The sequence below is a fragment of the Tianxiuia mixotrophica genome (assembly GCF_050596425.1).
GTDB lineage: Bacteria > Bacillota > Clostridia > Peptostreptococcales > Acidaminobacteraceae.
Genome location: NZ_CP192292.1, coordinates 4626878 through 4640379 on the forward strand (window position 1 = coordinate 4626878; position 13502 = coordinate 4640379).

The window sequence follows — 13502 nt, forward strand, 5'->3', positions numbered from 1 at the left end:
CCTCCCTTCATAAAAGCACAAAGACTCCAAGAGCCGTTGGCTCTTGGAGTTTTGTATAACTATTTTTCAAGTAATGTATAAAGCTTATTGAGTATTGTTGCTGTTTCCAGTCTTGTCACTTGGCGTTTAGGATGAATATTATTTTCTCCATCAACACCTATAAGACCAAATTCCATGGCATTTGCCAATCCAGGCATGGCCCATACAGAAACATCTGCACCATCTGCTGCTTGAGAAACAGCCTTTAAGCTCGATGTGCTCAGTTCATTTTCCTCCATGACATTTGAAACAACAACCGCCACCTCTTCCAGTGTTAACTTTCCATATGGGTCAAACGTAGATGCACTCCTACCTGACATATATCCATACTGGACTGCCATCATAACGGCATCATTAAACCAATCGTCCTCTTTAACATCTTCAAAACTTGTCTCGCTTGGATCAGCCAATAGCTTGGTCATGTTTTGAAGCATTGTGACCATTTCTGCCCTTGTCACCGTACTGTAGGGGTCAAAACTTTTTTCATCACGACCGCTTAAAATACCTCGACTTACAGCTTGTTCAACAACGGTTCTGTTCCCATCACCTTCTATATCTTCAAAGGATATATCAAGGGTATCCACGACAAACTTGCTAAAGTGATTGGTCTTAAATGTCATCATGGTCTGGTCTTCATTAAGAAGGCCCCCAATAATCTCACGTGTGCCGTCCGCCTTAATATAATAGACGGTCTTGAGACCTTCTGATGAATGCTGTAGAGGAATTGTCACTGTCACAGGTTTGCTAAACTTGGTGATGGTTTGGCCATTCTTTTCCATACCCAGTTCAAAAACGGGCTCCTCCTGATTGTCTTCGCCTCGTTCTCTTACTTTAATCTCTTCTTTAATTTGTAATTTAAAAGAATCGCTTACATCTTCAAGTATTCTTGTTTCAAGTGCTATTGACCCCTTATCCGTTCGTATTTCAACAACTTGTGGGGACATTTGTTTTAGTGTGCTCAAGGCCTGTTCATTAAAGTCAATTTCATAGCCTTTCTTGCCATCCTTGACTTCCAGGATCAGCGTCTTCTTCTTCAGTACCCTCTTGTCTAGGCCCGATTTTTCAATTGTATCTTGAACCTTGTCTATGTTTTCATCGTAAGACTTAACCATATCCTTAAGCGACTCTTCAACAGGCACTTCCAAATAGCCCGGTCTTAGTTTAAAACCAACTGTTTTGACAAATGCTGTTGTCGCACGCTCAACAAGCTTTTGAGAAAGAAGCGCTTTTTTATTTGCTATTAGGACTTTTACATCTTCATCTGAAACCTTTTCTATGGCAGTCAGATGTGCAGCCAGTTGCTTTGCAGTTACTGTTGCACTAAAGACAGACTCTTCATAGATCATTGATTCTGTAACTGTGTCTATAATGAATGCAATATTTTGCTCATCCGTCTCTTGTGAATTTTTTTCTAAATTTCCAACCATATCTTTGATTGAGTTCAGTGCAGCCATCCTATAAATCTTAGCGTTTGACCCGTCAATTTTTTTCTCAGCACTTGTCTTTAATTTCTTCAAGATTTCATTCGGATGGGTTTCGCTGGTGTATCCACCACCTGTGCTGGCACCGCCTCCGCTTGTGGTACCCGTTGTGTCCTTATCATCATTCTTATAATTTATAACATAATAGAACTTTATTCGGTCTCCAGCAGAAGCTGGTTCGATGGCAACACCATCCCCAGTTATGCCATTGATTGTATACTTCCAGCCACTAAGTGGTCCATGATCAAAGTGACTTACACCACCGATCATAGAAAAATAATCATCATTTCTCCCATCATTATACTCAATATCATTTTGCTTAAAAGCTCTCACTGCAATAGAATGGACTGTGTCGTTGCCTTGAGGCTTTATTTGCTTGGTTGAAAGTATATACCCATCTGGTCCTTTCACAGAAATGTAGATATGGGTCGGTTTAGAAGACCCGCCCGATCCAGAGTCTCCACCACTTGAATCGTCATCACCATTGTCTTGATCTTCCAAGACCACTTTGAACGATTCACTAAAAGCTTGATCCTTAAGGCCAATTTCTGCTGAATAGGTCCCCTCTAAAGCATCTTCACTCAAGTTGAATGAATGGGAAAAAGACCAATCATCCCCCGATCGGAACTGCCCCAGGTAAACCACCGATTCATTCGGATCCCGTACTATAATAGAACCTGACTCGTATTGCGACTCTGTTGTTCCCACTATGTCAACTTGGCCTGATTCTTTCACATTCACATCACATGAAAATGCATCTGCCAGGGATATATTCGTAAACATGCCCAGCGCAAGAACAAAGACCAGAAACACTGATACTATTCTTTTCATATTGTCCTCCACGACTTACTTAAGCTGACTTGATTGACTTAAAACTTTACCTGGTTCCGTGAGGCTTGTGCCTTCCCAAACATAGCATTTTACATAGTGACCTTTTAAAACTGATGGCAGTTTAAACCCAGCATGGAAGACTTTCTCGTCTGATTCAGACATTTCCTGAGACATATAGCTGTAGTTTATGAGGGTGTTCTTGTTATCATATAAAGCAACCACCAATAGGACATTTTCCGTCCTGTCCACAAGGCTTCGAATTGTGACATGCGCTGCTAAGTCCTTGCCATTTTCCAAGGCCTTTGCGTCAGTTTTTTTCCCAACACTGTAGGACACATTAACCGAATAATCTCTTTCAATGTTTTGAACTGTCTCAAGTTCCACATCAGAAAAATCAATCAGTAAAACCGGTGATTTTGTCTTTTCAAACGTATTATAAACAGATAGGGCCGCAACGGCTTGTGGCGTATTGAATGATAAATCCAGGTTGCCTGAGTACCCCTTATAACCATTTAACTCTTCATCATAAAAATATTTAAGTTGATCAATAAGGGTATTTCCATCTTTCGTAAAAGATGGCCCTTGTGGATCAACACCAATTGCTACAAGGCCACAAATAACCTTTGATGTTGAGGCTACACTTGGTCCCCAAGATGGATCAGCTATATGGCCATTCGATGTCTGAATGCTTGAAACCCAATCAACAAACTTGTCAATGGCTGTTTTGACTTCTGCTTTTGAATCATAGTATGGAGCAAGTGCCATGAGTACATCTCCAGATGTGTCCAGACCTTCTCCCTTTCCATCCCAAGACCATCCACCATTAGGCCCCTGTGCTTGTAAAATCATATTGATAACTTCAGTCTCATTAAAAACTGCATCATCTGACAACGTGATGTCGTGCGTGTTTATAGCTTGTAACAAAGACGCTGCCTGATTAATTAAACCACCCGTCAGCGCTTCCACGGATTTACTCTCCATTTCGCTTAAAAGGTTTCTTCCGTCTAGATCAGTTGGGTCTATCCCCGCTGAATAAAGCTCACTAAACGCTTTAAGGTAATCACCTGCCATAGAGATTTCCTTTTCTGAAAAGTCAAAGTACATTTCCGTTCTTTGCGCCTGAGTATACTTCAAATCTCCAGTTGCATGCAAAGCACCTTGTAAATTGTAATTGTCTCTAGGCGAATAATTGAAATGTTCTTCTTTAATGTCTTCTAGAATCTTGGCATAAGGTTTATCGATGACTATTTTTTCACGGTCTACAACAAGGGTTGGATTTCCACTGCTATCTTTCATAGCGATGGAAACTTCATAGACCCCTTCTCCAAGTGATGTAGAATACTTTCCATCCTTGTCCGTCTTACCTGATTCTTCGACTGAATCAAGTGTAATATTTTTAATGGTTATAGCTGCCTGTGAAGCAACTTCTACTGTATAGTCATAATCTGATGTTTCTAAATTATAGGTGTTGACTAGGGCACTTGCTTGGATATCCACCTGTCCATTTTCTGACACATCTATATCTAGCTCAGCAATTCTAGATGAGAAAGACAATAAAGGTACAATAACCTCACTTACATTGTCTGACTCTGCTGCCCCTTTTATTTTAAAACCACCAACGCCAAGCGGCGCAGCTTTTACATGACTGTCTTTCTTGTAGTATAAGCCCCAATATGTGGCACCATCTTTTGACTCCCCTTAAACCCATTCGGATTCGGGCCATACTGAGAATCTGTATAGTCATAGTCCTCTCCCAGCGCTTCCACTAAGATATCATGCACGCTCGGATCTCCATCCCAGTCCACATCTTGATTGAAAATCACATCGTCTTTTCCTTCAATTCTTAGATGAACGCTTTCTGCAAATCCTGGTATAACGCTTGTAAACACAAGCATCATAGCAAGAATCAAGGCCACTCTTTTCTTCAACATTTCATAGTCCTCCCCATACTTTTCTTTATAGTTTTCGTGCATTCGCTTGCACTTAATTGACTCTTTGAGCGTCTGTATAATTCAATTGTCAGCGCACTCAGTTAAAAGCAAATCACGCTGTAGGGGCGTGATTTGCATAAAACTAAAAGGGGTGCTTAAGGTAGTGAACTTCTATTCCATACTTTTAAGCAACAAAAAAACCAACCGGTCTCGGTTGGTCTGAAATATACATTATTGCCATCTTTGAAAAAGTTCTCATTTTATTTTGTCCACCCATAGTCAATGATTGGGCTACCACTTAAACTTAAGGCATCACATAGAGAATGATTCAAATAAGAAAAACATGCACAAAATCTCCACCCCGAAGATCGTCATATAACACACTAGGCAGGTCTCCTGGCTCGGGGGTCTATCTACTTTCCGCCTTCCCATGACAAGTGGTCACAGCGGCACCGGATTTCGTCTTCCCTTACAGTAACGGGGGCTGCAGAGGCTTCTCACCTCTTTCCCTTTTCATCTCTGATTGAGAACCTAATATGTCCTATTTAGTTTTGAAATAAAGAACAAAATCTGATAAATTCTGTAACATGCTATCATTTTAGCAGATTCATACAAAAGCATCAATATATTTATATATTCTCCTGTTTGGTGTCAAGGGCCATTCTAAACTTATAAGTGTGATATATATGATAAATGGCCGTTATAACGAGGACAAGACCTGCGCTTTGAATGAAAGACGGGCTAAAATCAACAAATGATTCATAAGACACATCAAAGAATGATAAATAATATCCTAAAAGAACAATTTCTACTGCAAAGACATTAACCAGTCCATATATTAAAATTCTAAATGCTAACCGCCGAAACCATTTAGATCTTTTTTCACAAATCCAGTCCACAAAATACTCATATAAAAAGGCCATTATACACCCGGCTAGGGCCACAATAATAAACTGCTTTGCAAAATACAGTAAGTTTTCCACGTTAAAAAACGCATCTGCATAGCATAAATAGGCTGTTATCGCCAGCCACAAGGGCAGGCTTGCCTTAATATTTTTCCACATACATTCCCCTCCTAAAACCCTATATACTCTTTGAATGATTTTGTATAAGTCTTCGTCACCATGACCTCTGTATTGTCTGACAAGACCAAATTGAGCCTGCTATTGAACCAAGGTATGATTTCTCGAACCTGCTTTATATTCACAATTTCAGACTTATTGATTCTGACAAAGCCCCTATCCTTTAGGGCATGCTCAAGTTCATAGAGCTTGGGCTTGCAAGTGTATGTCTGGTCTGCATGGAAATAGACATCGTTTGAAGAAGCACTGAAGTATTTAATGTTTTCATACTCTACCATGGCAAACTTATCATCACTTTTTCCTACAATGTGTTTACTGGAAATAGGACTTTGGCTCGGCTCTTTTTTTATGAGTTTTTGAAGACCCGCCTCAACATCACCAAACTTATCCGAGTCTATGACAATGGCAAGGGGATGGTTCCAGTCTTCTTTTACCATTTGTTTTTCGACAACCGCCACGTCACCCCCGTCTTTTGTTTGTATAAAGCCCAGAGCATCCAGCAATCCCTGTAATTTTCCCCTGTATTTGTCACCGCTTATTAGTTTGTATTCCACGACGTCCCCCTATGAGTAAATGTGCTTTTTCATTTAAGTTCTCTTTGCCTAATGCTTATCTGTTTCCAGTTTAAACCCAAAACAGATTACAGTAAATGGAATATATCTATGTTGACTAAATTTCTATGTAAGTTGTTTTATGCATAAAAAATCCCCGGTGATAACTCACCAGGGATTTAATAACTGTATAACTATCCTGCTTTTATTCCGTCGTCCTGAAAGGTCAAGACCTTAGACAAGAAGGAACTCAGTTCTTTAGACTTTGGATACTGCAAAATGTTATTCGTGCCATGTTCAATAATTTTGCCGTCCTGCATAAAGACAATATAATCTGCAATATTTTTGGCAAAACCTATTTCATGGGTCACAATAATAAAGTCTTTTTTCTCATCAGCCAGTTTTTTAACGGCTGTCAGAACCTCGTAAGTCAAAATTGGATCGAGGGATGATGTCGGCTCATCGAGAAGGATCAACTCTGGCATAATCGACAAGGCCCTTACAATGGAAACACGCTGAGACTGACCGCCACTGAGTTGATGGGGCAATTTCATTTGGTGTTCCGATAAGTCAAACTGACGGAGTAAGTCCTGTACCATTGGGAGAACCTCTTCCCTCTTTTTCTTATGAACCTTCTCAAGCACAAGGAGTATGTTCTCTATAACGCTTAAGTGATTAAAGAGGTTGTGGTCCTGGAATACGAAACCCACTTTTTTACGGTAGGCGTCCATGTTTTCCTGAGAAACCACGGCGTCATTGACATGAATATCCCCACCTTGGTAGTCTTCAAGACCAGCAATCAGCCTTAGGAGGGTTGACTTACCACTCCCTGACGCTCCAATGAGGGCAAGAACCTGAAAGTCCTTAATTTCAATAGATATGTCATCAAGCACTGTGTTTCCGTTATATTTTTTGACGAGATTTTCAATTTTTAAATTCATAAGCTACACCTTGTAATTCAGTCGATCTTCTAAATGTCTGATCATTTGTATGATCGGAATCGTTATGATCAGGTATCCCACAGCGAGTATTATAAAGCCTTCTGGGTAGGCAAAGGAAACTGCCATCACCGTGTTGACTGAGTTCAAATATTCACTGGTTCCCATATACGACAAGAGAGCGCTCCCCTTGATTGTTAGTGCAAACTGTCCCGCAAGGGGGGGCAAAATTGTCATAACAACTTGCGGAAATATTATATACCGATAAGTCTGATACCTGTTGAAGCCGAACATTTTAGCCGCTTGCCACTGGTTTTGATGTATGGATTCAATGGCACCCTTGTAAATATCTGCAATATAAGCTCCAATATAAAGGGATAGTGTGATAACACCCACCCAAAACTTTGAACTTATATTAAAAGCAAACCCTATATAGTAATAGGATACAATAGCAATGACCAGTAGTGGCGTTCCAAAAATAATCGTTTTGTGAATTTCAGCAAGGTATTTTAATATGCTAAACCTTGATTGATTCATCAGATACAAAATCAGTCCCACAAATAGGGCTAAAACCACTGATACCACGCTTATGGCAATGGTCTGAAGCCATCCTTTAAAAATAACTGTGGAATAACTTTTGTATACTGCGAAATCAAGGGCTTTACCAATGGCCCGTACGCCTACAAAATAGAATAGGGCAAGATAAATCCCCAGTGCTGCTATAAAACTAGATGTCCTTTTCATATTCTCCGCTTCCTATCCTAGAAGAAGAAGTCTAGGCCGTACTTCTCAAACTCTTCCATTTTCTCTAACAAAAATCTTTCACGAATTTCATCATATGTGCCGTCTTCTTTGGCTTTTGAAATGAATTCATTAATTTTTTCAAGAAACTCCGGCTGACCCTTTTGAACAGCAATGCCCCAACCGCCTGTATTTGGCAGTGGTTCTAAAACTGCACGCGTTGTATCCGGATAGTTTTCGTGGTGTCTAATAATTGAAAGGGGATCGTAAATGAACACGTCCGCTTTGCCTTGAGCCACTTCAAGAACAGCCGAAGCTTCTTCATCGATGTTCTTAATTTGTGCCTCTGGCGCATTTGACAGAGCCCATAGGGCACCAATTGTGCCTGTTTTTGATGCAATAATCACATCAGGGTCATTCAAGTCAGATGGTGACTCAACCTTAGAATCTTTATGTACAAGCATCATAAGCTGGCTTGTCGTATAAGGATCAGAAAAATCCACTTTCTCTTGACGGGCTTCAGTGATTGTCATAGATGAAATGATCATATCAATTTTACCTGTCTCAAGAGATGGAATGAGTGATGGATAAGGTGTGTCCACAAACTCAACGTCCTTGCCTAAATACTCGCCCAGCGCTTTTGCAAGCATGACTGACGCACCATCAGGATTGCCTTCAGAGTCTTTGGTTTCAAATGGAGGATATTTCAACTCCATACCAACCTTAATAACGTCCTTATCAAGTACCGATTGTTCTTCTGCTGCTTGGCATCCTGTCAATACAACTGTCAGGAGCAGTACAAAAATTAGTATTTTCTTCATAATACAGTCTCTCCGTTTCTCCTTTTACCATTGGTGATTTCTACGTGCATACATTATTCATGCCCATTTTCTAAGAAAATAATTCAGGAATATGCGATTTAACATTTAAGCGACTCGCAAAATATCATTCAAGCGTCTTCACTATGCCCTATATAGAATAAGTTAGAATAAAAAATCCTATACATGGTATGGTGAGGCGATAAATCTGTAATTTTACAAGCGCCTGATTTGATAGTGTTTCCTTGTATTGTCAAATTCATTATACTTGGACATCCAACTATCGTCAAGAATAAACGTTCGCATTTTCTTCTGTTCATTTTATACCATATTAGTAGAAAATCAAACCATAATCTTTGCCTGCATTCATCTAATGATTCTGTCTGTTTATGAACAGGCTATATTTGTGGTGACAACTCCATAAAGGCCTATTCATTGATTAATCACTAAAAAAACACGAATCTCTATGGACATAGTGTTGGCCAAGGATTCGTGTTCATCCATTTAATATTTTTGCAGTCTTTTATTTAGGCCTTTAACGAACAAAGGCTTACTGGATCAGATAGGTGGCAATAAACATCCATCCAAGTTTTAAGGAAAAGAGAATAATAACACCACCACAAACAACATTAATGCCCCTTAGAATCTGAACGGTCATCTTGTCTTTCATGGCATTGACAACCACCGAAAGCCCCGTGAACCAGCTGAGTGAAGCCAGGCTGACCCCGAGTATAAAAAATGTCGAAGCGCTCTTTGTCAGTGAGGCTTTAAAGCCCCCAAGAAGCAGAGATCCATCAATAATCGCTTGAGGATTCAACCAGGTCACCACAAAGACCATAAGGATTATCTCAGCAATAGGCTTGTCCATACGCTCACTTTTTATGTCCTCTGGAACAGACTGAATAAGGGAAACCCCAATGGAGAATACGGCCAGGGCCCCTACGCCCAGAACAATCATTTTAAGCATTTCAAATGTATCCAGTAAAAAACCCACACCGAAAAAACAGGCGAAGGCAAGGGCGATGTCGAAAACCGCCGTAATAAGCGCCACTTGTATGGCCCTTGATTTGGAACTCTGCGCAGCTGTGTTTATCACATAGGTATTTTGCATTCCAATTGGCGCCAAATAAGCCAGTCCAAGCATAAATCCCTGTGCCACATATGAAAACATGTTACTCATCCTCTCCACTTCAATTGCCCCTATACATATGCGTGCCAGCTCAGGCACATCCATCTAATTGCATGCAATGGATCTAGGCTTAGTATATCGACTTTATATGGACCTTGTAACATCCAAATTCCATAAAATTACCCCAACCAAAAGGTCTTTTATTATCTCATTTTAATGTTCTATTAGATTTTTTATAATAGTAGCCAGCTTCTCTAAGCCCTGGGTAAGGTCTTCATGACTGGCATAGGCATAGGAGACTCGAATATACTGATTGTCATCAAAGTCATATATTTGACCAGGGTTGATGAGTAAATTGCTTTCTGCAGCCCGCTTGAACAAACGCTTCATAGGAACGGACTGGTTCAGTTTTAACCAAATATAAAAGCCCCCTTGGGGTTTATTCCAGGTCGCCACCTGGGACATGTGTTTTTCCAGTGCACTTAGAGCACATCTGCGTCTTTCCCGCAGTGCCTGACGCAGTCTTTTAATGTAGACCGCCTGATAGCCCCCGTTTAACCATTCCGTCAATAGGGCCTGCGAAACAGAAGAAGCTCCGTAGTCAGTTTGCATTTTTATGTCCCCCAGCCGGTCCATGACAGATTCCGGTCCCACCAACCAACCAATTCGAATTCCTGGTGCCAGAGATTTTGACACGGTCCCCATATAGAGGACATTCCCAGTTTGATCCATGGCTTTAAGGGGTTTTGGGGGTGGTGTGTCCAGCCAGAGTTCCCTATAAGCATCGTCTTCAATCATTGGTAGTCGATTTTTTTGACTGAACGTCATGAGGGCCTCTCGTCGTGCCTGACTCATAACACGTCCCGTTGGATTATGATAAGTTGGAATGGTATAGAGGAGGGATGTTTTTCGCATGTTATATTTTTTCTTTAAATCTGATAAGTCCACGCCCTCATGGTCCATATCCACGCCACAAAGGTTCATCCCCGCGGACTGGAAAATATTAAGGGACTTCAAATAGGACGGCTTTTCCAAATACACACTTGACCCTGCATGGAGAATGCCTAGGGAAATCAATTGAAGGGCTTGGAGGGAGCCGGACACGATTAAAATATTATCTGGTGAAGCCTTAATACCAAACTGGTCAAGGTGACTACAAATGGCCTTACGGAGTTCATAAGAGCCCTTGGGCGCTTCATACCCAAGGTGGGTCAAACGTTTCCCAACCCTGTTCAAAACCTCTTCCATCATTTTTTTAGGATATAAGTCCGTTGAGAGTTCACCTGTGCCAAGACGAATCATACCCGGTTGAAACTCCAGTTTATTAATGGCCTGTATGGTGGACTGGTTAGACCAGTGCATTCCACTTTCTATGTAGTGATTCCAGTTTGGCGGTGGGTTTGATGCCATAAGGGACCAAGAGTTGTTAATCACCCTTGTCCCCCTTCGCCCCTCCCCATCTATAAGCCCCTCTGATTTTAGTATGTCTAGAGCCTCAACAAGGGTGCTTCTGTTGACCTCATAATTATGAGCCATCTGTCTCTGGGAGGGAAGCTTCGTGCCCACCGGCCACTGCCCACTTGCAATCTTACTTTTTATATAGTCTACAATTTGCTTATAGACAGCCACATCACTTGCTTTATCAGGTGTCCAGTTTGTCATAGTCCCACCCCTTCTTGCATTCTGATAGATGATCGACATGCAAAAATTCATTTAAGAACCCTCGCCACATCCTATATAGATATTTATGAATGAAAAACTCCATATAGGATGTGAGGCGCGCGTAGTTCTGTAATTTCTCAATCACCTGAGATATTAAATCTTTTTTAGCGTCTAAAACTAATTCCCTTCGTATCACGGAATATCCTTCTTAGAAGGCAAAAGAAAACCCCCAAGTTATTATTGGGGGGCGTTGAGGGTTTTCAGAGACAATATTGGAACAGTCATAAAGACTGGACTCAAACTATTCAATAATTGATTCGAATGCCTTTAGGATACGGCCTTCAAAATTCACTTCAAAAGCATTGTGATTGAGTATGAAACGTTTCTTGCCATCTGGGGTCAGACGTGTTACAACTTCCAGACCTTCAACTGAATCTGTCGTTTCAATACCAGCCTCTACAGTCACTTCTGTCATGAGCTGCTTCATAATATTATGGCTTACGCCGGCACCAATATAGTAGGCCTGCCCCTTGCCAAACTTATTTTTGGTCATGCAAGCCTTTGGCATTTGCAGACCGTCATCATACTCTATTAAGACTTCGGCTGTTTTGGGGATAAGAAGGTCGCGCCAAACACCACATTCACCATAGATTCCCTTATAGCGTCCCACGCCATCCACCTTGACAATTTGACCATGCCCCAGTGACTCAACCTCTCCTAATTCAAGACCGAGAAGGTCATTAATTTTTCCAGGCAGGGTTTCATTGAAGTGCAGATTGTTGTCACGATCTCGTATACCTGCCCTAAATGACATGACAAGGCTTCCACCATTTTCAACATAAGACTTCAATTTGCTTTCAAGGTCTTCATCAACAATTTGCTGTGCTGGAATAAGAACCAAATCATAGTCCGAAAGGTCCCGTCCAAGCGGTACAACATCCATTGGAACGTTCATATCATGCAGCGGTCTGTATAGACGCATTAGTTCTGCTGTGTAGTCAAAGGCTTCACTTTGCCGCTGGAACCTCCACGACCATACATTGTCATAGTCATACAGAACAGCCACCTTGTTCTTAATTGGACTGTTCAAAATATCCTTGTTTTCCCTGGCAAGTGATATAATTTCGCGGGCTTCTTTATACTTTCGACCTTCTAAATTGTCATGATCTAAAATGCCGTAGCAGAACTGCTCAGCCCCCTTGTTCATCCCCCGCCACCGGAAAAAGAGCATATTGTTACAACCATGGGCAAAGGCCTGAGTCGACCATAATTTCGACTGGTTGGGTCTTGGCAAATAGCCAATCACATCATGTCCCTGGGCACCTATGAGTTGTTCTACAATCCAGAAGTTTTTATTTTTCAGACCCCTGTTAAAATCGAGGGTCATGGCAACCTCTGCTGGAGACAGGGGAGCCTTGAGACCACCCCAAACAGGGTAGTTGTCATAAGAGACAAAATCCATAGCCTTAAGGTTCTCTTCATGGTCAAACCATTTTCCAAAAAAACCACCGGACACATTTGTTGTCACGTCTTGATGGTCACCTTTAAGTCTCTTAACAAGCCCTGTGTGTTCCTTAGCAAAATTATTTAGTGAGTCTGATCTAAACCGCGCCCAATCAAGCTGTAGAGCTGGGTTATGAACAGTTATTGTTTTAAGGGGGATCGGTATTTCGGTGAAGTCATTGTAAGTTTGACCCCAAAATATGGTTCCGTAGGTTTCATTTAATGCACCGATAGTCTTGTACTTATTCTTCAAGTAGACCTGAAACTTTTCGTGGCATGTCGGACAGTAGCACATGTCACTGCCTTCATGACCAAACTCATTATCAATCTGCCACACAAGAATAGACGGCTCATTCTTATAATGGTTTACAAGGGCCTCAACAATCCGCTTTGAGTGTTTCATATAGGCATCTGAATTATAGCAGTACTGACGTCGACCACCGAAGACCCGCCTATTTTGATTCTCATCCATTGACAAGACCTCTGGGTGCTTCTTACTAAGCCAAGCCGGAAAAGTTGCCGTTGGTGTTCCAAACATAATTTTAATGTCTTCTTTTTTTAGTTTTTCTATCACTTCATCAAAGAAACTAAAGTCAAATGTTCCTTCTACAGGCTCCATTAAATGCCAAGCAAATTCACCAATGCGAACCATATTGACACCCATTTTTTTCATTTTTTTTATGTCTTCATCCATCATGTCCTTTGGCCAATGCTCTGGATAGTAGTCAACGCCCATGTACATAGGTTTTACCTCCCTATTCGTGGTGTTTCATTTGTTCATTTAATGTCACCACTA

11 protein-coding genes and 1 riboswitch are annotated in these 13502 nt (G+C 41.1%); all 11 genes read right to left on the reverse strand.

Annotated features, from left to right (window positions below; genetic code table 11):
* Positions 1 to 59: 59 nt before the first annotated feature.
* A complete protein-coding gene (locus tag ACQ4KW_RS20370; protein ID WP_430884271.1) occupies positions 60 to 2351 on the reverse strand; it encodes an S-layer homology domain-containing protein in 2292 nt (763 codons plus the stop codon).
* A gap of 15 nt (positions 2352 to 2366) precedes the next feature.
* Positions 2367 to 3905, reverse strand: coding sequence for a hypothetical protein (locus tag ACQ4KW_RS20375; RefSeq protein ID WP_430884272.1), 1539 nt, complete (start codon positions 3903 to 3905; stop codon positions 2367 to 2369).
* An 83-nt stretch (positions 3906 to 3988) separates the two neighbouring features.
* On the reverse strand, positions 3989 to 4282 hold the full coding sequence (locus ACQ4KW_RS20380) for a hypothetical protein (RefSeq protein WP_430884273.1): 294 nt from the start codon (positions 4280 to 4282) through the stop codon (positions 3989 to 3991).
* Positions 4283 to 4651: 369 nt separating this feature from the next.
* A riboswitch (cobalamin riboswitch) is annotated at positions 4652 to 4832 on the reverse strand.
* Positions 4833 to 4911: 79 nt separating this feature from the next.
* The gene (locus tag ACQ4KW_RS20385; RefSeq protein ID WP_430884274.1) at positions 4912 to 5346 is read right to left on the reverse strand and encodes a hypothetical protein; all 435 of its coding nucleotides are present in this window, start codon (positions 5344 to 5346) and stop codon (positions 4912 to 4914) included.
* An 11-nt stretch (positions 5347 to 5357) separates the two neighbouring features.
* The gene (locus ACQ4KW_RS20390) at positions 5358 to 5918 is read right to left on the reverse strand and encodes a LytTR family DNA-binding domain-containing protein (protein ID WP_430884275.1); all 561 of its coding nucleotides are present in this window, start codon (positions 5916 to 5918) and stop codon (positions 5358 to 5360) included.
* A gap of 191 nt (positions 5919 to 6109) precedes the next feature.
* Positions 6110 to 6856 carry an amino acid ABC transporter ATP-binding protein gene (locus tag ACQ4KW_RS20395; RefSeq protein ID WP_430884276.1) on the reverse strand — a complete coding sequence of 249 codons (747 nt, stop codon included), beginning with the start codon at positions 6854 to 6856 and terminating at the stop codon, positions 6110 to 6112.
* A 3-nt stretch (positions 6857 to 6859) separates the two neighbouring features.
* The gene (locus ACQ4KW_RS20400; RefSeq protein ID WP_430884277.1) at positions 6860 to 7597 is read right to left on the reverse strand and encodes an amino acid ABC transporter permease; all 738 of its coding nucleotides are present in this window, start codon (positions 7595 to 7597) and stop codon (positions 6860 to 6862) included.
* 17 nt (positions 7598 to 7614) lie between these two features.
* Positions 7615 to 8415, reverse strand: coding sequence for a transporter substrate-binding domain-containing protein (locus ACQ4KW_RS20405; RefSeq protein ID WP_430884278.1), 801 nt, complete (start codon positions 8413 to 8415; stop codon positions 7615 to 7617).
* Between the two features lie 547 nt (positions 8416 to 8962).
* Positions 8963 to 9583, reverse strand: coding sequence for a LysE/ArgO family amino acid transporter (locus ACQ4KW_RS20410; protein ID WP_430884279.1), 621 nt, complete (start codon positions 9581 to 9583; stop codon positions 8963 to 8965).
* Positions 9584 to 9754: 171 nt separating this feature from the next.
* On the reverse strand, positions 9755 to 11203 hold the full coding sequence (locus ACQ4KW_RS20415; RefSeq protein ID WP_430884280.1) for a PLP-dependent aminotransferase family protein: 1449 nt from the start codon (positions 11201 to 11203) through the stop codon (positions 9755 to 9757).
* A gap of 301 nt (positions 11204 to 11504) precedes the next feature.
* Positions 11505 to 13448: a beta-galactosidase gene (locus tag ACQ4KW_RS20420; protein ID WP_430884281.1), complete on the reverse strand. Its 1944-nt coding sequence runs from the start codon at positions 13446 to 13448 to the stop codon at positions 11505 to 11507.
* Between the last annotated feature and the right edge of the window lie 54 nt (positions 13449 to 13502).

Excerpts from the sequence above, each read along its gene's own strand:
- ACQ4KW_RS20370 (WP_430884271.1), bottom strand. The coding sequence starts at position 2,351 with ATGAAAAGAATAGTATCAGTGTTTCTGGTCTTTGTTCTTGCGCTGGGC.
- ACQ4KW_RS20380 (WP_430884273.1), bottom strand. The coding sequence starts at position 4,282 with ATGTTGAAGAAAAGAGTGGCCTTGATTCTTGCTATGATGCTTGTGTTT.
- ACQ4KW_RS20385 (WP_430884274.1), bottom strand. The coding sequence starts at position 5,346 with ATGTGGAAAAATATTAAGGCAAGCCTGCCCTTGTGGCTGGCGATAACA.
- ACQ4KW_RS20395 (WP_430884276.1), bottom strand. The coding sequence starts at position 6,856 with ATGAATTTAAAAATTGAAAATCTCGTCAAAAAATATAACGGAAACACA.
- ACQ4KW_RS20400 (WP_430884277.1), bottom strand. The coding sequence starts at position 7,597 with ATGAAAAGGACATCTAGTTTTATAGCAGCACTGGGGATTTATCTTGCC.
- ACQ4KW_RS20405 (WP_430884278.1), bottom strand. The coding sequence starts at position 8,415 with ATGAAGAAAATACTAATTTTTGTACTGCTCCTGACAGTTGTATTGACA.
- ACQ4KW_RS20410 (WP_430884279.1), bottom strand. The coding sequence starts at position 9,583 with ATGTTTTCATATGTGGCACAGGGATTTATGCTTGGACTGGCTTATTTG.
- ACQ4KW_RS20415 (WP_430884280.1), bottom strand. The coding sequence starts at position 11,203 with ATGACAAACTGGACACCTGATAAAGCAAGTGATGTGGCTGTCTATAAG.
- ACQ4KW_RS20420 (WP_430884281.1), bottom strand. The coding sequence starts at position 13,448 with ATGTACATGGGCGTTGACTACTATCCAGAGCATTGGCCAAAGGACATG.